The organism is Glaciecola sp. 33A (genome assembly GCF_002836745.1).
Lineage (GTDB): Bacteria > Pseudomonadota > Gammaproteobacteria > Enterobacterales > Alteromonadaceae > Glaciecola.
In genome coordinates this window covers 138,201-162,277 of record NZ_PJAR01000041.1, presented here as the reverse complement: position 1 = coordinate 162,277, position 24,077 = coordinate 138,201, and the positions used below count along the sequence as shown (strand labels likewise).

Sequence of the window (24,077 nt, the reverse complement as noted above, 5' to 3'; positions counted from 1 at the left end):
ATGCGCGAAGACCCAGAGTTTTACGATTATTGGCCCTATCATAATCGTCCAAAAATAACGTGGCCAAATGGTGCTCGGGTAGCATTTTGGGTTGCACCAAACATCGAATACTACGAGCTTAATCCACCCAATAATCCCTACCGTCAAGCATGGCCGCAAGCCAGTCCTGCTGTGGCTGGCTATAGTATTCGAGACTATGGTAATAGAGTGGGTCATAGTCGGCAAATGAATCTGTTAGATAAGTATGGCATACGCGGGTCTATTTCCTTGTCCACCGCGTTGTGTGACCATCACCCTGAAATTATTGCCGCCTGTCGCGAACGCGATTGGGAATTTTTTAGTCACGGTATTTATAACACTCGATACACCTATGGTATGTCTGGCGAGCAAGAAAGATCGATGATCAGAGACTCAATGTTGAGTATACACAAACACACTGGCCAAAAGTGTGCAGGTTATCTTGCTCCCGCGTTATCTCATTCCGAGCAAACGCTAGATTTGTTTGCCGAAGTGGGTACTGAGCTGTTTGGCGACCAAGCAGCATTCTACACCTGTGACTTATTTCATGATGATCAACCAACACCTATAAAGCTGCGTAGCGAAAAGAAATTTGTTTCCGTTCCCTATTCATTGGAAATGAACGACACCATTGCTTTTGCAGTGAATAAAATTGAACCTAGGCGTTATGGCGAACAGCTCAAACGTAACTTTGATAGGTTGTATCAAGAAGGTGCTCAAAGCGGCACTATTATGTGTATTCCCACGCATAACTATCAAGTAAGTTGTCCACACCGTTTAAAAGCCTTCGAAGAAGCACTTGAATATATCACCGGCCACAGCGACGTTTGGGTAACCACCGGCAAAGAAATAGCGAGCTATTTTATTGATAAATATTACGAGACAGTATTAGCAGACATCAGCGCAAAGAAAGGCAATAATCATGAGTAAAAATGATAAAGGATTGCCAGCCGATTATTTGCATTATCCACATAGAAGCTATGGAATGGACCACGACCGTTACTCTTGGTCAATGTTGCAAAATCGTCAGCCGGTAAAATGGCCGAACGCAGCGTCATTGGCCATTTGGGTAAATGTTGCAGTTCAATACTTTCCATTAGATCAGCAGGGGATCCCATTTAAAGTGCCCGGTGGAATGACCATGCCTTATCCCGATTTACGCCACTACTCACTGCGCGATTACGGCAACAGAGTGGGTATTTTTCGGTTTTTAGAAGCATTTGATAAATACGGAATTACGCCCACATTTGCACTCAATACCCGACTAGCCCAACGCACCCCATATCTGATGGACATTCTAAAAGAGCGCGGCAATGAAATACTCTGTCATGGTTATCATATGGATGCTCTGCATTATTCTGGACAAGATATAGTTGTAGAAGACGCACTAGTAGAACGCGCTTTAAATGAGCTTCGTGAGCTTTCTGGACAAGCAGTTACAGGGTGGCTGAGTCCTGCTAGAAACGAGTCTGAAAATACGCCTGATATTTTAGTGAAACACAACATCGATTACTTTTGCGATTGGGTTAACGATGATATGCCCTATCATTATAATACCGATAGTAAATCGCTGATTGCTATGCCTTTATCTAATGAGCTAGAAGACCGTTTCGTGATTATTAATAATCAACACTCTGAGCAATCATGGAGCGAACAAGTCTGTGATGCCTGCGATTTTCTGCTGGAGGAAGCAAAAACTCAAGGTGGTAGAATATTAGGTATCAATATTCACCCTTGGTTACTAGGTCAACCCCACCGAATCAAATATCTAGAAGATACCTTGGCACATATTATGGATAAGCCGGGAGTATGGTCAGCATCAGCTAGTGAAATAATGCAAAGCTGGGATCAACAAAATCCACGCTAAAGTTTACGTACTGCTAATTAAAATTCAGCCAATTCTCCTTTCACGTAAATTTTGTTGCAATAATAATCAATCTAGTTGCAGGTAATAAACTAATGATATACTATTATAACAAATATAATTACGGGTAAGTTTTTGCCTCATCAGAAATTGATGGAATGACCCGTCCACCATTTAGTAAAATTTTTACCCTTAGGGAAATAGATATGAAAGATAAGCCAAATAAACCTGCGCCAAAAACGACTAACTCTAGAAGAGATTTTATTCAAAAAGCGGGCATGTTAATTGGTGGTGGTGCTGTCGGCGCCAGTATTGGCCAAGCAATGGCCATGACCAGTAGCGCTGCTAAAGGGCACACCAACCCAGTAGATTATTCAACGCTTAAATACAATGATAACAACTGGAATCGTGATGCTTTTGCCAGAATCATGGGTGATTTAGACTTCGGTAAACAAAAATTTGGTTGGTATAAGGGCACAGTTAAAGGCGTAAGGCCGGGCAAAAAAATTGATGATTTATTTGGCTTTGAAGGCTTTTCTTTTGCTCGACTGCAAGATAACGGCGACGGTACCTATAATAAATTACTGAGAGAAGTTGGTTATTATACAGACTTAAAAACAGGTGAGGTGATGGATGAGTATTACAATCCCTATCTCGATGAAGTAGTAAAAGTAGTGCATATTGCCAATGACCCATTTAATCATGTGGTTACCGCTTTTCGTTCACAACCTCCCTCATACGGAGGTTTGAATGATAAAGATAGACCACCTAAAGTTCCACTTATACTGCCTTGGACAGAGGTTGGTAATAATAAAGTGCTAATGCAGAGTAGCATTAATCTGTTTTACCCTTCTGCATTGCAACCGGAAAAGTGGCCAAGAGAATCAGCAGGTAAAATGAACCAAGTATCAGAAATGTTCAATTATGTGCTGGACAGAGAAGACTTAGCTGACCCCGCTATAACCGGCCTGGAGTTTTCAGGTTCATGGACGCGCATTACCCCTTGGTTACCGTGGATGTTAATGGGCCAAGCAGATGGACATATCTCCTACGACTGCATGATGGGCTGTTATAACAATACCGATATGATGTCGCCAAAGATTCGGGCGTATGCTGAGAAGCACCATCCTACATATTTCAATGCGCCAACTAAATGGGAAGATCCAAGCTGGTCTAGTTTAGAACACTATGCTGTAGAACAAACACCTGCTCCGGTTAAAAAGTAGCCATGGCGGGGGAATCTAAATCTGAACAGCATGGGCAAATTAGGTGCGGCACAATTTCAGTATCTGATCTCGGTAAATCACTAACGCTTTACCGAGATTATCTAGATTTTGTGCTCATTGAAACAGGCCAAATTGACGCACAGTTGGCAGCACTATGGGGCTTGCCTAAGATGCACGACGCTAAATATGTCGTGCTGCAAGCGTCTGCTGGCGGACCTGCTTTGCTGCGACTCATCGAAGTACCAAAGATGGCTAGTTTTGTGCCGGCCACAAGTTACGGCTGGAGTGCTTTTGAAATTACGGTAGCTGACGTATTTGCATTAGCTGTTAAGCTACAAAGCAGTGAGTTCGATATTGTTGGGCCACCCAAGTACGTAGATGGTTTTACGAGCTTTATTCCGATGCAAGTAATCGGTCCAGACGGCGAGATATTATTTTTAAATCAGGTCAATCATTCAGACGCCGACGCCGATCTACCCACTGCAAAATGCACTGTTGACCAGCTTTTCATCGTCGTACTTGCGGCTAAGGATCGCGAGGCATCAGCCCTAGAATATCAACATAATTTAGCTTTAGATCGTTCGGGTACACATCACCTTAGGTATTCGTTAATCAATCGAGCGTTCAACCTTCCTGTGCAAACAGAACAAACTATTACGATGGTGCAAAAAGGCCGAACTCCTTTCGCACAAATAGACCAATACCCTGCGCACGCCGAAGTTAGACCTGTCCATTCTGGTTGGCTTCCACCAGGAAATTCAATGGTATCTATATTAGTCGACAATATTGATCAATTACCCATTGCAGACAAGATGTGTTCGAGTCCCGACAATCTTACCAGTGTCGTATATCAAGGGCGCAAAGCGGCGCTAATTAGGGGTGCGGTATCAGAATGTATCGAACTAATAGAAATTGTATAAGCTATATTTTTGGGAGTGAATTTTGAAATCTAAGAAACCTGTGTTTGATATTCCACCACCCATATCAGCGGCTCAAAAACATGGCGTGTATCCTGAATTAAATCATGATGAACGCGCTAGAATGAACTTTTTAGCTGCGTGCTACCGCGTTGTCGCCTCGACTATTGCGCCGGGCAATAAGTTAGCCTATGAAACTCAAGCCTTAGCGCAGTTTACACAGCAACATGAACGCGCACCAAAAACACGGCATGAAGTACGCAAGCTTATGAATTCGAATCCGTTCCATAACATGTGGGGCGCAGTCAGGCGAAACTTGATGGAAGTTAGGCAGCAAACGGGCCGAGCTATCGTGTTGCGTCAAATTGAAGAACTGGCGCAGCGCGCGGCTAAGCTAAATGATCAAGATAGTAACTTGACGCTAAACTCATCAATAACTATTCCACCTTATGTAGCAAACATCGATCATCATTGTATGCCGGGTAGTTACTACACTGAATTAGTCACCGGTGATGTTGCCCCTGCAGCCAATTACGACACCGGCTTTTTTGTAACCACCGGCGGCACGATTGGTGGTCTGTGTGATGGCGCAGGCTTGGCGATTGCCAATTGGGTAAAAACCAACGCATCAGACTTTTCGCCAAAGCGGATTTTAGACATAGGCGTCGCTGCCGGACACAGTCTTGTGCCAATTGCGCAAGCGTTTCCCGACGCCGAAATTATCGCCATTGATATTTCAGCGCCTATGCTGCGTTACGCTCATGCTAGGGCAAAGTCCTTGGGCGTGAACAACATCCAATTTATTCAAATGTCGGGGGAGGACTTATCCCAATTCAGCGACAGCAGTTTTGATTGGGTACTTAGCAGTATTTTTCTACATGAGCTATCCGCCAAAGCATTACCAAAAATTTTAAAAGAAGCCTATCGCGTCATAAAACCGGGCGGCTTAACCGTGCATTTAGAACAACCACAATACGACGATTCAATGCCGGTATTTGAGCAATTTATGCGTGACTGGGATGCTTACAACAACAACGAACCTTTTTGGACGGCTATGCACAGTATCGATATGAAACAAGCATTAATCGACTCTGGATTACAATCAGAAAATATCTTTCTCGCGGCTATGCGCGGCATTATTAACACAACACTATTTGCTGAATCACGTTTAGGCCAAGAAGAAGACTACGGTCGCTCAGCTGCTTGGCATGCCTACGGTGCTTGGAAGGAAAAATCATGAAAAAACAGACCACACAATCACCCTTTGACGCCGCGACTATTGCTAAAATGGCGAACGCCAAATCACAGGGTAAACGCCCTGAGTATTTTTCTGACCCCATGGCTGAACAACATTTTTCAATCACGATGGCATTAATGGCAGAGCTTGCTGTAGCGCGCGAACGTATCGACAGTCTTGAACGTGTTCTGGTAAGCAAGGGACTAATAGGTAGTAACGAGGTAGAAGAATATGAACCCGATGCCGCGACGGGGCAAACCAGACAGCTGGCTCAAGTTGAATATAGCGCACGCGTGCTGAGACCATTGCAGCAAGCAGTTGAAGCAATGTCTGGCGATCAATCGAGTATGAGCGACATGGCAGACAAATTGAGTGATCCCGACAATGGATGAGCTCAATAATCGCATACAGCATATTGAGCTGGTAGAGCAACTTGTCGATTTTGTGGTGGATATCGACTTTGAGAAATTACCTGATCAAGCCATTCAAAGCGCTAAGATATTTTTGATGGACACCATCGCTGTAGGTATAGCCGGAACAACTTACGATGCTACCGACAAAGCCCTTAGTGCGGCGCAAAGTTGGTCTGAAACGGGGTCAATCCGGGTAGTTGGACGTCCTAAGGTCAAACTATCGCGAACCTCTGCAGCCTTTGTTAACGGCGTGCAAACCCATGCACTAGAGTGGGACGGACTGCACGAACCCTCGGTGGTAATTGCGTTATGTGCGCCTGTAAGTGCATTGATGGCGGAAATAGATAGCCAACAAGTAAGCGGAAAAGACCTGATAGTTGCGCTAATAGTAGCAGTTGAAGTTGCCGTATTTTTTGGTGGAAATAGCACTTCAAGCCCACGCTTTTTTCGGCCATCAGCAGCAGGAGTAATGGGCGCTACCATGGCCATGGCGCGGCTGCGAAATTTTGATAGAGAGCAAACTAAAAACGCCCTTGGTTTAGCTTATAGCCAGGTTTCAGGAACCATGCAGGCACACTGGGAAGGTTCCATGGCATTGCCTATGCAAATAGGGGTTGCGGCTAGAACGGCCCATATGTCGGTCGACATGGTCGCAGCAGGCATGACAGGCCCAGTAGATATTATTGGTGGACGATTTGGGTATTTCCAGCTATTCGAGTCAGGTGGGGATATTCAAGGCATGCTTGATAACTTAGGCAAGCCCATGAAAATCACCGAAATGGCACACAAGCCATACCCAGCTGGTCGAGCTACACAAGCGACGCTTACCATGATTCGGCGAATTCAAAGTGAGCATAGTATGAGAATTGATGACATTGAGCATATTCACTTATATATGCCGCAGCTCGTTTTATTGCTTGTTGGCCGCCCACCCACTCCTGAGATGACGCCCTCCTACGCGCGATTATGTTTACGTTTTGTTGCCCCGTTAATGCTAATTGATGGAGATATTGACCCGCGTCGGTACTCTGCGGAGGCATTTGCAGACGACGCAATAGCTGATTTAGGCAACAGGATTAGCCTGCATCATGATGGCAATCCGGACAATAACGCACTTGGACCGCAAAGAATGGAAATTGTGCTTAGAGACGGCACTGTGCTGAAGGCTGATTGCGACCAACCATTGGGCTCACCGGGCAATCCGCTGTCAAAAGCTCAGCGTGAGAATAAGGTTCGATACTGTTTTTCTTTAGGCTTACCTGATGCTGATCCAGAACAGTTAATAGCGATTTGCCAAGAAATACAAGATCTAGATGATTGCTCTGTGCTGCTCGACTGTGCCGCGGGCAAATAAGCTTAGCGGTTAATCTAATGACTAAATTCAAAGGGACATAAATGAAACTTGACCGAGAACAACTTATCGCTATGTCAGTGGCTTATTTTGAAGGCTGTAATGAGCACAATTTAGCGCAATGCCTAGATACCGTAAGCGATGATTGCTTAATGTGGTTTCCAGCAGCACCTTTCAGATACACCGGCAGGGCAGCCTTAGATGTGCATTTAAAGGACGTATTCAAAACCTTTAAAAATATTTATTTTCGTAATTACAGACACATTGTTGATGAACTAGCTCAATCTATAGTGACCTATTTTGAGGTCACATTAGTCCCCCACGAGGGAGACACCATTCACATGAAAAACTGCAACATTTTCCACGCAGATGAGCAGCAACTGTTTAAAGAAATCATTATCTATAACAGCGGTGCATTAAGCGCTGGCTTTCACGAAGGCAGTGAGTAAGCGGCTGGATACTATCTAAACCTGAATCAATAAACCTGGATAAATAAACCTGAATAAATATAGAGGCGAATACAATGACCAAACTTGTCGTATTATTTAATTTACGCAAAGGCGTTGATACAAAGGTCTATCAAGACTGGGCAAAAACTACCGATCTTCCTACTGTGAATAAACTTAAATCGGTGGTCAACTTTGAGATACTTCAATGCACCCAATTATTAGGTTCTGAGCAATCTCCGCCTTATCAATATGTAGAGATCATCGAACTACGTGATCAAGCATTATTTTTCGAAGAAGTCTCAACAGACGTTATGAAGAAAGTCGCTGACGAGTTTCAAGCGTTTGCCGACAATCCAACTTTTATCGTCAGCGAGTCGCTGTAAAGGAGAGTTTCATGTCTACTAATAATACGCCCGTTTATAAAGAGTTAGCCGGTAAAGTTGCCGTTATCACAGGTGCCGGTCGCCACCAAGGCTTAGGCGAAGCAATGGCAAAACGTCTGGCCTCAGAGGGCGTTAAAGTCGTCATCACTGATATAGGTAAAGCTAGCGGCAGCCATATGCCTGAAAATGCTATTGGCAGTCAAAGTGAGATGCAGCAAATAGTTGATGAAATACGTCAAGACGGCGGTGAAGCAGAGTGCTTTGTATGCAATATGCTTGAGGCCAGCGATATTGAAGCTGCTGCAAAATTTGCCGTAGACACCTATGGTAGCCTAGATATTTGGGTTAATAATGCCGGTATTGGTTACATTATGAACGCTATTGTGGATATGCCCGATGACGACTGGGATGCGGTGTTGGGGGTCAATCTGCGAGGCGTATTTTTAGGTACTAAGTATGCTGCGAGAGTAATGTTAAAGCACGGTATTAAAGGCAAGATCATTAACATTGGCAGTCAAGCATCTAAGTCTGCTTTTGCTCACGCGAGTGCTTACACCGCCTCAAAACATGGTGTAGTGGGATTAACACGGGTGGCCGCAATGGAGCTAGGTGAACATGGTATTAATGTGAACACCATTTGCCCTAACCACGTGACAACGGGTTTAGGTGCATGGCAAAACAGTCATTTCTCAGATGTAACAGGCAAAGGCTATGAAAAGTACATGGCTGATATGCGTGCTAGGATCCCCATGGGACGACCTGGTTTACAGCAAGATATCGCTAAGGCCTGTGCATTTCTATGCTCTAACGAAGCCGGCTATATTACCGGTGAGTGTATGAATGTATCAGGAGGTGAGGAGTATCATTAAGGGTATTCGTCATACAAACTAGATTAGGAAATTTGCCGCAGGGGTAATGTAGATAACCTACCGCGGCGCTTTAGTTTGCCGCGAAGGCAAGCCCTTACATGAGGCCTAGCATTTTCAACTGGAGTATTTCAGTCCTTGGTCTCAAGCCAACGACGTTCAAATTCCCACACATCTTCAAAACCAATAAGACTACAAAATTCATTAAAATCATACATAGGAACCTCTGTCTTATAGCTTGAGCCAGTCTGTTTGATATGACTTAAAATCTGTTTTATCGATTCGGCTGCAGCCAGTGAAGTAGCTGCAGGAAATATGGCAAACGCGAAGCCGATATCGGCTAGCTTCTGAGCACTGAGTATTGGCGTTTTACCACCGTCGGCCATATTGGCCATTAAGGGCTTATCAATTGCGTTACACATATCACGCATTTCAATTTCGCTTTCTAAAGCCTCTGGAAAAAGGATATCTGCGCCTGCTTCTGCGTAGGCTTTCATTCTATCTAATGCGCCTTGAAAGCCTTCACTTTGACGCGCATCGGTGCGCGCTGCAATCAATGTATTTGGGTTGCACCTTGCTTCTAATGCCACTTTTATTTTGCGCACCATAACGTCAGTCGGCACTACTCTTTTATTACGCGTATGCCCGCATTTTTTAGGAAATTCCTGATCTTCAATCTGAATAACTTCGACCCCTGCCGCTTCGAAGCCGCGCACGGTTTCGCGCATATTCAATAAGCCGCCGTAGCCAGTATCGGCGTCTGCAATAACGCTTGCAGTGCCCTCCATAGTTTTGACCAATGTTGAAACCCTATCTAGCATTTGTGTATATGTTGTGATGCCTGCGTCGGGTAAGCCATAGGCAGAAGCACCCAACCAATAGCCCGATGCATATACCGCATCAAATCCTACGGATTTAGCCATAACCGCACAAATCATATCCTGAACACCCGGAACACTGAAAAATTCACCCGACTGAATTTTCTGTTTAATAGTCAATTTATTACTCATCATTTTACTCAATTTCTTTTATACGGTTAGTTAACCAAAGCCGAGTCACCCAATGTCAATTGATAAGTGCACAAGACTCTAATAAGGCTGTACTTTCGCAACTATTAGTTATATTGTTATGACATTATACATAATTCAACTTAGTCTACCACAACTATTGTTTCTTAACTGTGTGCTGGGCCTGATGAAATACTAACGAGCGCATAGCAAGTGGGACAAAGGAAGAGAATGTGACCGCCAAAACCTTGTACGAAAAACTGTGGGATAGCCACGTTGTCAAACAATACAACGACAACTCGTGTTTACTCTATATTGACCGTCATTTGGTTCAGGAAGTCAGTAGCCCTGTGGCTTTCAGTTCATTAAGGGCGCGAGGCATTGGCCTGCGACAAGCGCAAAAGTGCTTAGCCATGGTCGATCACGTATTGCCGACTCAAAATAAGCAGTACATTGAAGATCCCGAAGCCCGCATACAAATTCAAACCTTAGTAGATAATACTCTTGAGGCCGGTATAACTTACTTCCCTGTCGATGATGCACGCCAAGGCATTGTGCATGTCGTTGGTCCGGAATTAGGGTTTACTTTGCCAGGTACAACCCTGGTTTGCGGGGATTCGCATACCGCCACTCATGGCGCATTTGGGTGTCTCGCTTTTGGCATAGGCGCTAGTGAATGCGAAAAAGTATTCGCTACTCAGTGTTTAAAGCAGATACAAGCAAAAACAATGCGCATTACGTTCATCGGTTGTTTACCTGTTTTTTGCAGTGCCAAAGATTTAGCGCTGTCGGTTATCGCAAAAATAGGCGCCGCCGGCGGCACAGGTTATGCCATTGAGTATGCAGGTGATGAAATCCGGGCATTGTCGATGGAAGGACGAATGACCTTATGTAATATGACTATTGAAGCAGGCGCGCGGGTAGGCTTAGTTGCGCCCGATGAAAAAACCTATGCGTACCTTGCTCAATCCCCGCTTGCCCCTAAGCACCAAAATTGGCAAGACGCGCTGTGTTATTGGCGGCAATTATGCAGCGACCGCGAAGCCCATTTTGACCGCGAAGTAAGTATTGATATAAGCCAACTTGAACCAATGGTGACTTGGGGGACTAGCCCCGAGCACGTTGTGCCTATTTCTGCCAATGTGCCGACGCATGTCAACACGCAAGCCCAAAGTCAAACGAGAAATCAAGCAAGAAATCAAGTAAGAAATCAAGCAAGAGAGGCAAGTTGGCAAAAAGCGCTGACCTATATGCAAGTAAAATCAGGCGCTCCCATTGCGGGTATCAAAGTTGATAAAGTATTTATTGGTTCGTGCACCAATAGTCGCATTGAAGATTTACGTTCTGCTGCTGCTGTGGTTGCGGGTCGCCAAGTGGCTAGTAACGTTATTGCCATCGTGGTGCCGGGTTCCGGTCAAGTAAAGCTGCAGGCAGAAAAAGAAGGCTTGGATAAAGTGTTCACACAAGCCGGCCTGCAATGGCGCTCACCTGGTTGTTCTTTGTGTGTTGCAATGAATAATGATCGGCTAGTGCCGGGCGAACGCTGCGCTTCTACTTCAAATCGCAATTTTGAGGGCCGACAAGGTGTCGGTGGCAGAACGCATCTAATGAGTCCAGCTATGGCTGCGGCTGCAGCAATTACTGGCGAAATAACCGACGTGAGGAAGTTGCTATGAGTTTTAGTACCTTAATCAGCAAAGCCGTGCCCTTGGCTGAAGATAACGTTGATACTGATGCGATTTATCCTGGGCGGTTTTTATTACGAATAGATAAGCAAGGCGCTGGTGCGTGTTTATTCTATGATAAACGCGTCGGATCAAACAACACAGTGCATGTAATTGATCACCCAACATTCAAAGATGCACAAATTTTATTGGCCGGTGAAAACTTTGGTTGTGGCTCCAGCCGCGAGCAAGCAGTATGGGCACTGCATGATTTTGGCTTCCGCTGCATTATTGCTAAAAGCTTCGGCGAAATATTTTATTCAAATTGTATTAACAATCACATACTTCCCATAGTGATAGTTGACAACGATTATCAGGTATTGATGAGTGCAGCCGAAAGCTTGCACTCATTCCACGTCGATTTAAACAGCAAGCAACTCAGCGTTCAAGGTGGACCAACTATCACCTTTGATATAAGCCAACAGCATCAAAATATGCTGCTCAAAGGGCTCGATGAAATTGGCCTACAGCTTAAAAATGACAGCGCCGATATTGACAGCTTTGAGGCTGCGCAAAAACAAAGCCAACCCTGGTTGTGGCAACCTATTTTTGAATCAATATGATTATTAAGCTCGCCATTAATTTTACTAACTACAGCACCGTTAACAGCACTATTGGAGACACACGTCAATGAGCACAAAAGCTGCGGACAACTATGCAAATGTTTACGACACGCGGATTGGCTTTGGTCATAAGCCCGCCTTAATTTTAGTCGACTTTGTTGAAGCATATTTTGATAAGTCTTGTGACTTGTATGCGGGCGTAGACGACACACTAGCATCTGCTATTCGAGTTCGAGATGCTGCTCGCAAAGCCGGAATTTTAATCATCTATACCAATGTTGTATATCATAAATCAGGCATTAACGGAGGCCGTTTTTACCAAAAGGCAGCTCCACTTCGTTATTTTTTGGAAGGTTCACCTATGGGCGCATGGCCAAAGGGCCTAGTTCCCTCGGACAATGAATTGGTGATTTCCAAGCAGTATCCCAGTGCCTTTTTTGCTACTTCACTGGCATCAACCTTACACGCTGCGGGCATCGACACTGCTATTATTACTGGCTTAACCACTAGTGGCTGTGTTCGGGCGACATGCGTAGACGCGTGCTCAAACGGTTTCATACCCATAGTGGTCGAGCAGGCCTGTGGCGACCGCCACGACGACCCGCACAACGCTAATTTATTTGACATGAATGCTAAATATGGTGACGTAATAAGTGAACAAGAAATTATAAAGTTCTTAGGAGAACTGTAAATTTTAGTCCTCGTTACCGCCCAATACAGCCAACACAAGTCGCGCCATCTCAATATGCCCTTTAGCTGAAGGGTGAAAAGGAATGCCGGTTTCTGCAACAGTCGCACCGTTAACCCAACGTTCAGTAGCAGCGCAGGGCCCATGAAATTCTCCAATCACATAGGCATCCGCGATAAGGATCTGCCTGCTGGATGCAGCGCTTACGAAGGCCGCTTGTAGTTTATGCCCCAGAGCAGCAAGATAGACGGTGTCGTCGGCACCTAAGTCGAGTTCACTGCAGCTTGTTGCGTCGGAGGAGAAAACACGAGGATAGGTCACTAGCACAATGCTAGCCTGTGGCGCTTTTACTTTGATGGCATCGAGCATCTCACCGAGCTTGACGGGGAGTTGGTTTACGGCATCCTTAATCATTGCCTGATCAAGATTAGCAGAGCAATTCTCGTTTGCCGCTGTTCCTGCGCAGGTGAAAGTCGATGAGGTGTACCTGATGTCATTGCCGCCAATGGTAACCGTAACCAGAGCTGTATCGGGATTGACGGAGTCTATCTGAGGAGCAGAATCACCGAGAGATGTATCAAGTATATTAGCAATGGTCGCACCATTGCAGGTCACATCAGTTAGCTTAAGACTCAGTGCACTAGCGACTAGGTGTGAATAATTGTGGTCCGATCGACCACAGGATCCCAGTTGGCTCGCAATGCCAGGTCCTGCTGCGAATGAACTACCGAGCGCCACATAGTTGGCGCCTTTTTTGAGTTCTGCAGCCAGAGAGTCCCTAGAGAAAACAGCTATCACAGTAAATAGCGAACTGCACATTACAATAGAGACGATTGTCTTTCGCATAAAATTAACCTTAATTAATACACTTATTAACTGACGAAAAAATATTTAATTAGGCACCTGCTGCGTGAAATACCGGGGTTTTTGGAGGTTCCAAATGGGTTTCCTGTAGGCATCTAGCTTTAATTTCTTCAATAGTACCACCACGCTCAAACAGTTGTATTTCTGGCCTTTCAGTTGATATTTTATGGCGAAGCGCTGCGGTTTTATCACTATCTACCGCGTTATTCGCTATGACCACACCATATTCAAGCGCACCGGCAATAGTAACAAGCTCTCGATTAACATCGGTCAACACTAGCTCCGGATTGCGTTTTAGCGGGTCGCCCCAGCCACCGCCACCCCAAGTATTAAAGTATAATACGTCGCCTTTTTTAACAACGATGTCATCACACTTAGCCGCCAAGTATTCTTGACTACCGTCTTTACGGATCAAGAGTTTTGAGGAACGTAAACCTGGCTTGCCGCCGTTAACGCCCCAAGGATAAGTTAACCAGCGGTCGTCATGGATAGCAATTTTACCGTTGTTTAGAAATTCGTAGGCAACACACAAACCGTTTCCGCCTCGGTGTAATCCTGCGCCTCCTGAATCAGCGATAGTCTCATAGGTATTTATTCGCAGCGGAAAATACGCTTCAATAAATTCATTCGGCACATTGGTAAAGCCGGGCCACAAGGAGTGACCATCTAAACCATCACCAACCGGCCTGCCGGGAATACCGCCAAATCCTATTTGAAACAACTGAAACCATTCATTATTATCATCATAGCCTGAATAGAACAAATGCGGGCTGTCGGAAAAGCCGGCGGCATTCATTGCTTCGGGAGCACCTTGCCCTAATAGCCCACCCAATATATCAAATACGCGGCCCAGCGCATGGGTTCGCCCCGACAGCGCTGCAGGATACTTGGGTTTAAGTATAGAGCCTTCGGGTACTCGTACTTCAACTAACTCGTAAAAACCGTCGTTGAACACGATTTGTGGATCAATCATGTTAATTGTAAACGAGCCGAAAAACATTTTGAATAGCTCTTCATTAAGATAAAAGTTTATCGAGCTTTGGGCTTGAGGATCCGTGCCGTCGAAATCGAAGAAGGCTTTGTCGCCCTCACGCCACATTGTACATTTCAGTTTGTACGGCCCCATACCCATGCCGTCATCGCAAATATAGTCTTCAAACACGCGGGGCGATTCTGGCACAATCATTTTAATGATGTGGGTCATCGCAATTAAATTACGCTCAAGAATAATATCCATAGTGCTATTAAAAACATCATCACCAAAACGCTCAGCCAATTCTACGCAGCGTTTTGCGGCCGTTCTGCATGAAGCAATTAAGGCATTTAAATCAAAGCGATTCCATTGTGGTGTGCGCACATTGCGCAAAATCAATTCTAAAATTTCGTGTTGCAATACGCCTTTTTTATACAATTTAGTCGGCGGAATTTGGATCCCTTCTTGAAAAACCGTCTCAGCTTTAATCGGTATACTGCCCGGCACCATGCCACCGTTATCAGACATATGTCCAAACATTGCAGACCACGCTAAGTGGCGACCATCCTTGAAAATTGGTACCAACACAATCCAGTCAGGTAAGTGGCTAACCGCGGCATTACACAGATAGGGGTCGTTAGTCAGAATAATATCGCCTTCTTCGATTTGTCCCGTGTACGCGTCTAAAAATCCCTTTATAAATGAGCCAAATTGACCAACGACCATTTTACCGTCGCGGTTTGCGATGATTGGAAAACAGTCGCCCTGTTCTCGGATGCCCGGGCTCATAGCGGTACGAAATAAGACTGCGTCCATCTCTTCGCGCGCATTAGATAATGCATTTTCAATAATATCTACATTAACTGGGTCGACGTCGACTTTGTTAAAAGGCGCTTTGTTAGTCTCTATTAATTTGCTAAGCATGATAATTGGACCCTTTAATCGAATTGATAAGTAGGTTTCCGACCGAGTCGGTAGACGCTTCGTAACCAGGTAGAATGACAGTCGTTGAGTCCATTTCATTAACAATAGCAGGGCCGGGCACCGTTATGCCTGGGCCCAGTAGTCCGCGATCATAAATAACGGCTTGGTGTGTTTGACCAGCAAAAAAGAACTCGGTATCGCATATTTTTGCACTTTTTAAATCAACACCTTTATGCTTCATTATTAGCTCCGGGATAGGCTCAGTTTTAGCATGCACAACGGCTCTTAACATAACCACCTCATGCCCATCATCTAACGCAAAGGTAAATAGCTGAGTGTGCTCTTTATCAAATGCTTGAATAAACAAAGACACACCTTTTTGTTGTAATTCTTCAAGTGCAAACTCAATGGTCAGTTGAAAGGCCTGACCGATGTAACGTAAATCAACCTGAAAGGTTACTAGTAATTCTGCGGGGGCAATGCCGTCATTCAACAATGACTCACTCGCTTTGATATGCAATGTGCTTAAATCAGCAAGTAACTTGTCTTCGTTTATGTCTTTTACGAGTGTGACGTAAGTACGCGATGCTTCATCTTGCACTCGCGTTGTGGCATCGCCGTAGGCACACAATACGCCGGGTCCAGGGGGAATAATCACTGGCCATGCGTTGGTCAAAATACCCATCGCATTTGCGTGCAAAGGGCCTGCACCGCCAAAACCGACTAAAGCAAAATCACGCGGGTCGAAACCCTGTTCAACCGATACCACTCGCAACGCGCCTAACATGGCTTCGTTAGCAATTTTAACGATACCTTCTGCGGCTGCCATCAAGCTAATGCCCATAGCGTCTGCAATAGTTTGCACCGCATTAACAGCGGCTTGTTTATCGATTTTCATTGCGCCGCCAAGTTGCACATCTGAGGGTAAATAGCCGAGTACAACATTCGCGTCGCATACAGTTGGAGCCGTTCCCCCTTTCATGTAGGCGGCTGGGCCGGGCACTGCACCTGCTGAATCAGGTCCAACGCGCAATGCTTTAGTTAATTCAGGTACAAACGCGATTGACCCGCCGCCAGCACCAACGGTGCGCACGTCGACCGAGGGCGAACGTACGGTGACATCGCCAACTTGGGTTTCACGTCTTATTCTTGCTTTGGCATTTTGAATCAAGGCTACGTCTGTTGATGTGCCACCCATATCAAAGGTAAGCACATTGTTGTGACCCCCTCTGCTAGCAAAAAAGATCGCGCCAGTAACCCCACCTGCAGGGCCTGAAAGTAATAAGTTAACTGGTTTTTCCGCGGCGCTGCTACCTGATGCTAACCCCCCATCAGAACGAAGTATCGACAACAATACCGACTCGCCCATTCGGTCAACTAAGGCCGCCTGTAGATTATCAATATAATTGGCCACTTCTGGACGCACATATGAATTAATTACCGTAGTCTCAGTGCGTTCATACTCCTGCATTTCAGGAACTACTTCACTAGAGATTGAAATGGGAATATCCGTGAAGATTTGCTTAGCAATCTGACGTGCCTGTTGTTCGTGGTTACTATTCAAATATGAATTGATAAAGCAGATAGTCAGTGCTTCAACAGTGCCTTTAGCGTGCAAGGCCTTAAGTGCAATGCGAAAACTATGTTCATTGAGTTCCCGTACAACACTACCATCTGCTGCGATTCGTTCATCAGCCTCTATGGTTAATTCCAATGGCGCTAACAGCGGCTTTTTGACAAAGCTAACCCATCCACCCAAACCACCTGGACAAAACGAGCGGGCCACTTGTAATACTTGCTTGTAACCCTTAGTTGTCACCAAGCCTACTTTTGCACCTTTGCCCGTGAGTACAGCGTTAGTAGCAATAGTGGTGCCGTGCATTACCCTGTGAATATTATGCAGCGCTACACCAGAAACAGCTGACAAACGGTCTATCCCGTTTAGCACACCAATTGAGGGATCCTGAGGTGTAGAAGGAACTTTGGCTGAATGGGTTTCACCCGTTTTTTCATTTATCAGCAGTAAATCCGTAAAAGTGCCGCCGACGTCCACACCTAACCTGTAACTCATAACTTGTCCTTTTTAATATAAAATATACGTTTATTAAGTGCTCGGAATAAAGGTAGATTCAGCTAAAGCTAACCTGTCTCGTGTAAAGCTAAATTCTTCCTTTATAATGCCTATAAAATCTTTTAAGACCGCAGCTTGAAAGCCTCCGCTTCTGCTCGCTATGCCGCCCACAGATACCCATGGCTTCATGCGACCGTCTATAACTACCATGCTGCCTGCAGCCAACTCTGGCTCGATTAATATGCGCGGAAGAATGGTCAAATAATTAGACTCTTGAACAAGGTTTTTTATTAATCGCATAGAATTAGCGCGGATGTGATGTACTTTAGTGTGTGTATCTACACTATCTAGAAATTCACGATATAAACTAGTGACCGATTTTTGATCAGCAATAACCCAGTTGCTCGTGGCTAATTGCTTTTTTGAAACGTTTGTGACGTTGGCTAAGTGGTGGTTAGCACTTGCAGCTAGAACCGACTCCACCTCACACAAGCCACTGAAACATAGATCGCTGGTATCAAATGAGTCTGGGAATAAACTTAACACCGCGTCTAGCTTACCTGCACGCAAGTCTGAACACAGGTTCTCAACAAACCCTTCTACTAGCCTCACTTCCACATGTGGACCTTTGGCTAGCAGTCGGTCTAAGGTAGTTGATAAGAACCCTGCACTAAATACAGGACCGACTCCAATGGATAATGTGCCGCGTTCACCAGAGTGCATAGCTGATATTTCGCGCTTTGCCCGTTGGGCGTCATTTACCATGTTACGGGCATAATCGAGAAAATGCTGGCCGTAAATAGTTAAAAATACGCCATTAGCTTTTCGTTCAATCAATTCAACACCAAAGCAATGCTCTAGATTTTGAATACTCCGAGTAAGCGCTGGTTGACTGATGTTCTGATTTTTAGCAGAACGGCTGATATTGCCTGTCTGGGCAATAGAGATAAATTGCTTAAGTTGTCGAATATTCATTTGCCACCTCACTGATGGCAAAGAATAAAACATTATTAAACTTAATGATATAAAAATATGTCATTAAGTTTAATTTAAAGGGTGGGTTTAATTATTACAATATCGCGCAAACCGTTTTAGTTTCCATATAATTCATTACCGCACCCATGCCACTTTCGCGCCCCCACCCTGATTGCTTGTAACCACCAATCGGCAAAGATGGATCGTACATTAGGTGCGAGTTTATCCACACGGTGCCCGACTCAAGGTCGCTGGCAAAGCGATGAGCATGACTCAAATTTTGGGTCCACACGCTTGCTGCTAAGCCATAGTCAGAATCATTGGCCAGAGCCAGTGCTTCTTCAGTGCTGCGAAAAGTCATACAACTTAATACGGGCCCGAATACTTCTTCCTTCATTATTTTCATCTGCTGTGTACATTGTGTAAGCACTGTAGGCTGAATAAAAGTGTTATTCGGGCCACCTTGCTGCCCGCCCGTCAATATATGCGCACCATCAGCCGAACCGCCTTGTATGTAATTAAAAACTTTGTCTGCTTGTATGCGATTCACCAACGGGCCCATTTGAGTGACTGGGTCTAAGCCGTGCCCCATAGACAAGCTTTTAGCATATTTGGCAATACCTGTGTAAAGCGCATCAGCGATGTTTTCTTGTACATATAATCTGGTGCCTGCCACGCATACTTGACCGCCGTTGAAAAAAGCGGCATTGGCAACGCCGGGAATAGCTAACTCTAAATCAGCATCATCCATCACAATCATCGGCGACTTGCCACCGAGCTCCAAGGTCACTCGTTTTAGATTACCTTTGGCAGCATCGAGAATTTTGCGTCCAGTTTGAGTCGAGCCTGTAAAACTAATTTTATCTACGTCCATATGCTCAGCTAAGGCTTGACCCGCAATATGACCGTAGCCCGTAACAATATTCAAAACGCCTGGCGGTAACCCAGCTTGCACACATAATTCGCCTAAACGTAGTGCAGTCAGTGAGGTGTCTTCAGCTGGCTTTAATACCACCGAGCAGCCAACACATAGTGCCGGCGCAAGTTTCATTGCGGTCAATATCAAAGGACTGTTCCAAGGAGTAATCGCTGCAACAACTCCGACCGGCTCAGTCAGTGTATAAGAATGCACTCGCTTGCCCGCAGGTTGATAGGCTATTGAGCTTGGAATTACCGCGCTTTCCAGTTTGCTACACATACCTGCAAAATAACGGAATTGTTCAGCCGCTCCGGGTATTTCTGCCCATCTGGCAACGCCAATAGGCTTTCCTTGATCAAGTGTTTCAAGTTCCGCTAATTCGTCGATATTGGCGTCAATCAATTCACCTATGCGCCACAAAATTTTTGCACGTTCGCTGGGCACCATGCCATTCCACACACCGATTTTGAATGCACTACGGGCAGACGCGACTGCTGCGTTAACATCTTCAATGCTGCTTTGCGGAATAGTCGCTAGCACTTCGCCAGTAGCGGGATCTTGAGTGTCAATGACGGCACCATTTTGCGCGTTTACCCAATCATTGTGGAGTAACATCTTTTTATCTTTGTCAGCTAAGAATAAACGAGTTGCTTGTGAGGTAGGTTTAACAGAATTTAGATCAAGCTGCATGGTAATTTCCTTTTAAAAATATACCAGTTGATTGTAGATAGCCTGTTGAGCACAAGCTCATGCAAATAGTGATCACAGTGATGCAATTTTGTTATAGCAGCACAATATGCCGCGTTTATCGTGTATAAAAATAAGAAATTATTTACTTGGATCTATTATGAATTACGCGTTTTCGTCAATGCCATCCCGTGGAAAGCTAACTTGGCCAAACAATGCAAAAGTTGCACTGATCATTACAGCAAACCTGGAATACTGGGACATGATTAAAGACACCGAGAAGCCTTATTATGCCGGTGGTCCTTCTATTTTACCTGACCTAATGCCGGGCAATGTGCCTGACTTTCCTAACTTTACATGGCGTGAGTATGGACAAAGAGTAGGCATTTGGAGGTTATTTAACTGCTTTGAGAAAATGGGAGTTCCACTCAGTTGCACAATGAATGCAAAAACTGCCTTAGAATTGCCCGAAATAATAGATGTGGTTAAACAAAATGGCTGGGAACTGCTGGCTCACAACTATGAGCAAGGCGAGCTGCTGACTAATTTTGCACATGACCCCGACAAAGAGCGTGACGTGATAAAAGCGACGTTGGATGTGTATGAGCAGACGATGGGAAAACCGGCTTTAGGTTGGTTGTCTTCGTCATTACGCGGCACATTGAACACCTGCGACATTATTGCACACCAAGGTCTGACTTTTTATTGCGATTTAATGAACGACGACCAACCCTACTTAGTTGACACCAAGCATGGGCCGATTGTCTCTATCCCTTATTCGAACGAGATCAATGACTTCACTCTAATGACGCGCCGCGCCCATACTAACGATCAATTTGTAGATATCTTGAAGTGCGAACTTACTGAATTGTTAAATGAGTCAACTGAGAGTGGTAGCGGACGAATGATGAATTTAGGTTTGCACCCGCATGTTTCCGGTCGCGCTTATCGTATGCCGGCTATTCGAGAGTTTCTTGAGTTCGCTAAATCGCAAAAAGATGTTTGGTTTGCGACACGCGAAGAAATTGCAAAATGGTATGTGGAAAATAATGAAGGGCATATTGTTTAAACAAATTTAGGTTTAGACAAATGTAGCCATAACAGCTGAGCCAAAACAGCTGAGCCAAAATAGCGGTAAAATAGCGGTAAAAAAGGTGTGTAATAAATAAGGAAAGGGAGTAAGTGATGAAAAATAAAGCATCATCTTGGTGGACGGTAGATGAACGTGAGGCGGCTAACAGTGACGATAATCCTCACAGCCCGCTGCGTCCTGAGCAGCGCCGCGATACTTTGCCGCTGTTGTCACTCGCCTTTGGTTGGGGCTTTCTGGTTACCGGACTATTAACCGGGGGAGCACTGGGTAAAGGTATACCGTTCTACCCCGATTTACTGATAGCGTCGTTTGCTGGCAACTTTATGAACTTTATAATAGGCGCACTCGTTGGCTATATAGGCTACAAAACTGCTTGTAACAGTGGACTACTGTATCGGTTTGCCTATGGAAACATGGGTGCGTATATTCCAATTTTATGTATTGCACTGCTCACTATTGGCTGGCAGGGCATCGTAGTTGGTGCTTTTGGGTTCACTTGGGCACAATCTTTTGATAGTCCAACATTTTATGCGGTCGCAATATTTGCAGGTCTGTTATACACAGTAACCACTTACTTTGGTGTATCGGCGTTGGAAAAAGTAAGCATGCCCTCGGTGATATTACTTATTGTTGTGGGCATTTATGCCGCATGGTTGAATATTGATAAAGTAGGCGGCTGGGAGAACTTTATTGCTATGTCAGCGCAAAAATCCTCGTTAGCTCCGATCAGCATGACCGAAGCAATTAACTTAGTCGTCGGGTCATGGATTGTGGGGGCAATAGTCATGGCTGAATATACTCGCTTTGCGAAAAAAGCGTGGGTTGCACTGGCTATTCCGTTTGTCGTGTTAATAATTTCCCAATGGTTTTTACAACTAATTGGCTCGATGGGCGGCATCGTCTCAGACACTTACGAGTTCACCACCTACATGCTGCAACAAGGGTTCATTATTGGCGGTATTGGGTTAATCGCAATGAGTCTAGCGCTATGGACCACCGGCGACGCCAACCTCTATTTGCCTGTAGTGCAAACTGCCAGCGTATTTCGTAAACCGCAAAAGTTAATGACCGTAATATGCGGACTCTTAGGTACGATCTTGGGCTTAGGTGTATACCAATATTTCTTAGAATGGATTGGTTTATTAGCCAGTCTAGTGCCGCCGCTAATTGGCCCAGTTATTATCGACTACTACCTCATAAACAAACGACGCTATCAAGCCGAATATTTATCACGCTTACCTAAATGGAACCCCGTTGCCGCTGTAGCTTACCTGGTTGGAGCAAGTATGGGTTATGCCGCTAGTCAGGGCTTAGTCATTCCCGGCCTTAACTGGATGTTCCCATCATTATTGGGTCTGTTAGCATCTATGCTCGCTTACTTTGTGTTATTTCACGTAGCCAAAATGAGCGGAAAAACATATGGCGTGAGTGCATTGAATAGTAAAGTTAAAGATAAAAATAAAGATAAAGATAAAGTATAACTAGTCGTTTTGATAAGGATAAACAATGAAGTCCTTCGTGTTCTCTACCACCAAGTCCATCGTTAGTGAAATAGGTGCTACCTCAAGAATTGCAGAACTGTGTCATTTGCTGAATATCACCAGACCATTAATAGTGACGGACCAAGGAATTATTGATAACGGCTTACTAGCGCCTATCTTAAGCGCTTTTAATGATGCTCAAATGCAGTTTTGGTATTTTGATAAAGTTGTCGCGGACCCGCCTGAGTCAGTGGTTGTTGCGGCTGTAGATTATGCAAAACAGTCAAGAGTAGATGGTGTGATTGGTCTCGGTGGTGGCAGCTCGTTGGATACCGCAAAGCTAGTCGCACTATTAGCAAATTCAGATGAAAGCATTACCGAGATATATGGCGTAGATAATATCAACGGTAAGCGATTGCCCTTAATATTAGTTCCAACGACGGCGGGAACTGGCTCAGAAGTGACACCGATATCAATTGTGACCACTGGTGAAACAACTAAAGCTGGCATTGTTTCAGCTCAACTTTTACCCGACATTGCTTTATTGGATGCGAGTTTAACTGTCAGCCTACCATCGCACATTACAGCGGCCACTGGCATCGATGCAATGGTGCATGCTATTGAAGCTTTCACCAGCGCGGTTAAAAAGAATGTACTGTCAGATATGTTGGCGAAAAATGCCCTCGAATTACTCTCTAAAAACATTGTTGAAGCGACGTTTAATGGCCAAAATGTAGAAGCTCGTCAAGCCATGTTGCTAGGCTCATGTTTGGCTGGACAAGCATTTGCTAATGCACCGGTTGGGGCTGTGCACGCGCTGGCTTATCCACTTGGGGGGCAATTCCATATACCACATGGTTTGAGTAATGCGCTCGTGCTACCTCATGTCATGAGGTTTAATAAAAGCCATTGCGCTGACCTATATGCTGAGCTCGCAACACATATTATGCATGGTGATGATGCTCTCAATAATCTTGCTAATAGTGCCGCTGACAATGGTGCCGCTGACAATGATCGCGCAGATACTAATAATAAACACACTACGGACCGCCTCATACACTTCCTACACGAATTAATAGCCAAACTGCAACTGCCAGATTCGTTGGCTGCACTTGGTATTGAAGAAAAGCACATTGATTCACTAGCAAACGATGCACTTCAACAGACACGCCTACTCACCAATAACCCAAAAGTCGTTTCACTTGACGACGCTAAGCAGATTTATCGCAATGCACTTACAGGAAAACGAAATGGCTAACCAAAATCTAAATAATCTTACCTATCACCTGCAGATTACCGCAATGTGAATGAATAGTAAGTAACATCGAGCCTATGTTCAGCCTCAAATATTAATACTATCGCACATTAACCTCACTCAAGTTTG

At 44.9% G+C, this 24,077-nt stretch carries 22 protein-coding genes; 16 read left to right on the top strand and 6 right to left on the bottom strand.

Features of this window, described 5'->3' with window-relative positions; translation table 11 throughout:
* The 10 genes from CXF81_RS12325 (at position 1) to CXF81_RS12280 (ending at position 8,727) form a co-directional block, all read left to right on the top strand.
* On the top strand, positions 1–948 hold the full coding sequence (locus CXF81_RS12325) for a polysaccharide deacetylase family protein (protein WP_101181646.1): 948 nt from the start codon (positions 1–3) through the stop codon (positions 946–948).
* Positions 941–1,885 carry a polysaccharide deacetylase family protein gene (locus CXF81_RS12320; RefSeq protein WP_101181645.1) on the top strand — a complete coding sequence of 315 codons (945 nt, stop codon included), beginning with the start codon at positions 941–943 and terminating at the stop codon, positions 1,883–1,885. Before CXF81_RS12325 ends, CXF81_RS12320 begins: the two co-directional genes overlap by 8 nt.
* 203 nt (positions 1,886–2,088) lie before the next feature.
* On the top strand, positions 2,089–3,108 hold the full coding sequence (locus CXF81_RS12315; RefSeq protein WP_198556395.1) for a DUF1838 family protein: 1,020 nt from the start codon (positions 2,089–2,091) through the stop codon (positions 3,106–3,108).
* A gap of 2 nt (positions 3,109–3,110) precedes the next feature.
* A complete protein-coding gene (locus CXF81_RS12310; RefSeq protein ID WP_101181643.1) occupies positions 3,111–4,028 on the top strand; it encodes a VOC family protein in 918 nt (305 codons plus the stop codon).
* A gap of 22 nt (positions 4,029–4,050) precedes the next feature.
* Positions 4,051–5,265 carry a class I SAM-dependent methyltransferase gene (locus tag CXF81_RS12305; protein WP_198556394.1) on the top strand — a complete coding sequence of 405 codons (1,215 nt, stop codon included), beginning with the start codon at positions 4,051–4,053 and terminating at the stop codon, positions 5,263–5,265.
* Entirely contained in the window at positions 5,262–5,654 is a 393-nt protein-coding gene (locus CXF81_RS12300; protein ID WP_101181642.1) for a hypothetical protein, read from the top strand. The genes CXF81_RS12305 and CXF81_RS12300 overlap by 4 nt, the downstream gene beginning before the upstream one ends.
* Positions 5,635–7,029 carry an MmgE/PrpD family protein gene (locus CXF81_RS12295; RefSeq protein WP_157825554.1) on the top strand — a complete coding sequence of 465 codons (1,395 nt, stop codon included), beginning with the start codon at positions 5,635–5,637 and terminating at the stop codon, positions 7,027–7,029. Before CXF81_RS12300 ends, CXF81_RS12295 begins: the two co-directional genes overlap by 20 nt.
* Before the next feature lie 41 nt (positions 7,030–7,070).
* On the top strand, positions 7,071–7,475 hold the full coding sequence (locus CXF81_RS12290) for a nuclear transport factor 2 family protein (RefSeq protein ID WP_101181640.1): 405 nt from the start codon (positions 7,071–7,073) through the stop codon (positions 7,473–7,475).
* 74 nt (positions 7,476–7,549) lie between these two features.
* On the top strand, positions 7,550–7,858 hold the full coding sequence (locus CXF81_RS12285) for an REDY-like protein HapK (RefSeq protein WP_101181639.1): 309 nt from the start codon (positions 7,550–7,552) through the stop codon (positions 7,856–7,858).
* 11 nt (positions 7,859–7,869) lie between these two features.
* Positions 7,870–8,727, top strand: a complete 858-nt coding sequence (locus tag CXF81_RS12280; protein ID WP_101181638.1) for an SDR family NAD(P)-dependent oxidoreductase — start codon at positions 7,870–7,872, stop codon at positions 8,725–8,727.
* Between the two features lie 128 nt (positions 8,728–8,855).
* Here the strand turns inward: CXF81_RS12280 and CXF81_RS12275 are convergent, their stop codons facing one another.
* Positions 8,856–9,737, bottom strand: coding sequence for an oxaloacetate decarboxylase (locus CXF81_RS12275; protein ID WP_198556393.1), 882 nt, complete (start codon positions 9,735–9,737; stop codon positions 8,856–8,858).
* 227 nt (positions 9,738–9,964) lie between these two features.
* Here CXF81_RS12275 and leuC point away from each other — a divergent pair, with 227 nt between their 5' ends.
* From leuC to CXF81_RS12260, 3 genes are all read left to right on the top strand, one after another.
* Complete coding sequence (gene leuC / locus CXF81_RS12270; RefSeq protein WP_101181637.1) at positions 9,965–11,407, top strand: 3-isopropylmalate dehydratase large subunit; 1,443 nt, start codon at positions 9,965–9,967, stop codon at positions 11,405–11,407.
* Positions 11,404–12,018, top strand: coding sequence for a 3-isopropylmalate dehydratase small subunit (leuD, locus tag CXF81_RS12265; protein ID WP_101181636.1), 615 nt, complete (start codon positions 11,404–11,406; stop codon positions 12,016–12,018). Before leuC ends, leuD begins: the two co-directional genes overlap by 4 nt.
* Before the next feature lie 67 nt (positions 12,019–12,085).
* Positions 12,086–12,709: an isochorismatase family protein gene (locus CXF81_RS12260; RefSeq protein ID WP_101181635.1), complete on the top strand. Its 624-nt coding sequence runs from the start codon at positions 12,086–12,088 to the stop codon at positions 12,707–12,709.
* Positions 12,710–12,712: 3 nt separating this feature from the next.
* Here the strand turns inward: CXF81_RS12260 and CXF81_RS12255 are convergent, their stop codons facing one another.
* The 5 genes from CXF81_RS12255 to CXF81_RS12235 form a co-directional block, all read right to left on the bottom strand.
* Positions 12,713–13,552 carry an SGNH/GDSL hydrolase family protein gene (locus CXF81_RS12255; RefSeq protein ID WP_101181634.1) on the bottom strand — a complete coding sequence of 280 codons (840 nt, stop codon included), beginning with the start codon at positions 13,550–13,552 and terminating at the stop codon, positions 12,713–12,715.
* A gap of 49 nt (positions 13,553–13,601) precedes the next feature.
* The gene (locus tag CXF81_RS12250; protein ID WP_101181633.1) at positions 13,602–15,467 is read right to left on the bottom strand and encodes a hydantoinase B/oxoprolinase family protein; all 1,866 of its coding nucleotides are present in this window, start codon (positions 15,465–15,467) and stop codon (positions 13,602–13,604) included.
* The gene (locus CXF81_RS12245) at positions 15,460–17,538 is read right to left on the bottom strand and encodes a hydantoinase/oxoprolinase family protein (RefSeq protein ID WP_101181632.1); all 2,079 of its coding nucleotides are present in this window, start codon (positions 17,536–17,538) and stop codon (positions 15,460–15,462) included. The genes CXF81_RS12250 and CXF81_RS12245 overlap by 8 nt, the downstream gene beginning before the upstream one ends.
* A 33-nt stretch (positions 17,539–17,571) precedes the next feature.
* Positions 17,572–18,513, bottom strand: a complete 942-nt coding sequence (locus CXF81_RS12240; RefSeq protein ID WP_198556392.1) for a LysR family transcriptional regulator — start codon at positions 18,511–18,513, stop codon at positions 17,572–17,574.
* Positions 18,514–18,607: 94 nt separating this feature from the next.
* Entirely contained in the window at positions 18,608–20,122 is a 1,515-nt protein-coding gene (locus CXF81_RS12235) for an aldehyde dehydrogenase (RefSeq protein WP_101181630.1), read from the bottom strand.
* 157 nt (positions 20,123–20,279) lie between these two features.
* On the opposite strand from CXF81_RS12235, the gene CXF81_RS12230 reads away from it, so the two are divergent.
* The 3 genes from CXF81_RS12230 to CXF81_RS12220 all read left to right on the top strand — a co-directional run bounded on the left by CXF81_RS12230 (position 20,280) and on the right by CXF81_RS12220 (position 23,951).
* Positions 20,280–21,188 (top strand): polysaccharide deacetylase, encoded by a 909-nt coding sequence (locus tag CXF81_RS12230; protein ID WP_101181629.1) that lies wholly within the window; start codon positions 20,280–20,282, stop codon positions 21,186–21,188.
* 116 nt (positions 21,189–21,304) lie between these two features.
* Positions 21,305–22,693 carry a cytosine permease gene (locus tag CXF81_RS12225; protein WP_101181628.1) on the top strand — a complete coding sequence of 463 codons (1,389 nt, stop codon included), beginning with the start codon at positions 21,305–21,307 and terminating at the stop codon, positions 22,691–22,693.
* A 25-nt stretch (positions 22,694–22,718) separates the two neighbouring features.
* Complete coding sequence (locus tag CXF81_RS12220; RefSeq protein WP_101181627.1) at positions 22,719–23,951, top strand: iron-containing alcohol dehydrogenase; 1,233 nt, start codon at positions 22,719–22,721, stop codon at positions 23,949–23,951.
* The last annotated feature ends 126 nt before the right edge of the window (positions 23,952–24,077 follow it).

What these genes read in the sequence shown, in the direction of transcription:
- CXF81_RS12325 (WP_101181646.1), top strand. Translation starts at nt 1, where the DNA reads ATGCGCGAAGACCCAGAGTTTTACGATTATTGGCCCTATCATAATCGT.
- CXF81_RS12320 (WP_101181645.1), top strand. Translation starts at nt 941, where the DNA reads ATGAGTAAAAATGATAAAGGATTGCCAGCCGATTATTTGCATTATCCA.
- CXF81_RS12315 (WP_198556395.1), top strand. Translation starts at nt 2,089, where the DNA reads ATGAAAGATAAGCCAAATAAACCTGCGCCAAAAACGACTAACTCTAGA.
- CXF81_RS12310 (WP_101181643.1), top strand. Translation starts at nt 3,111, where the DNA reads ATGGCGGGGGAATCTAAATCTGAACAGCATGGGCAAATTAGGTGCGGC.
- CXF81_RS12300 (WP_101181642.1), top strand. Translation starts at nt 5,262, where the DNA reads ATGAAAAAACAGACCACACAATCACCCTTTGACGCCGCGACTATTGCT.
- CXF81_RS12290 (WP_101181640.1), top strand. Translation starts at nt 7,071, where the DNA reads ATGAAACTTGACCGAGAACAACTTATCGCTATGTCAGTGGCTTATTTT.
- CXF81_RS12285 (WP_101181639.1), top strand. Translation starts at nt 7,550, where the DNA reads ATGACCAAACTTGTCGTATTATTTAATTTACGCAAAGGCGTTGATACA.
- CXF81_RS12280 (WP_101181638.1), top strand. Translation starts at nt 7,870, where the DNA reads ATGTCTACTAATAATACGCCCGTTTATAAAGAGTTAGCCGGTAAAGTT.
- CXF81_RS12275 (WP_198556393.1), bottom strand. Translation starts at nt 9,737, where the DNA reads ATGATGAGTAATAAATTGACTATTAAACAGAAAATTCAGTCGGGTGAA.
- leuD (WP_101181636.1), top strand. Translation starts at nt 11,404, where the DNA reads ATGAGTTTTAGTACCTTAATCAGCAAAGCCGTGCCCTTGGCTGAAGAT.
- CXF81_RS12260 (WP_101181635.1), top strand. Translation starts at nt 12,086, where the DNA reads ATGAGCACAAAAGCTGCGGACAACTATGCAAATGTTTACGACACGCGG.
- CXF81_RS12255 (WP_101181634.1), bottom strand. Translation starts at nt 13,552, where the DNA reads ATGCGAAAGACAATCGTCTCTATTGTAATGTGCAGTTCGCTATTTACT.
- CXF81_RS12250 (WP_101181633.1), bottom strand. Translation starts at nt 15,467, where the DNA reads ATGCTTAGCAAATTAATAGAGACTAACAAAGCGCCTTTTAACAAAGTC.
- CXF81_RS12245 (WP_101181632.1), bottom strand. Translation starts at nt 17,538, where the DNA reads ATGAGTTACAGGTTAGGTGTGGACGTCGGCGGCACTTTTACGGATTTA.
- CXF81_RS12240 (WP_198556392.1), bottom strand. Translation starts at nt 18,513, where the DNA reads ATGAATATTCGACAACTTAAGCAATTTATCTCTATTGCCCAGACAGGC.
- CXF81_RS12235 (WP_101181630.1), bottom strand. Translation starts at nt 20,122, where the DNA reads ATGCAGCTTGATCTAAATTCTGTTAAACCTACCTCACAAGCAACTCGT.
- CXF81_RS12230 (WP_101181629.1), top strand. Translation starts at nt 20,280, where the DNA reads ATGAATTACGCGTTTTCGTCAATGCCATCCCGTGGAAAGCTAACTTGG.
- CXF81_RS12225 (WP_101181628.1), top strand. Translation starts at nt 21,305, where the DNA reads ATGAAAAATAAAGCATCATCTTGGTGGACGGTAGATGAACGTGAGGCG.
- CXF81_RS12220 (WP_101181627.1), top strand. Translation starts at nt 22,719, where the DNA reads ATGAAGTCCTTCGTGTTCTCTACCACCAAGTCCATCGTTAGTGAAATA.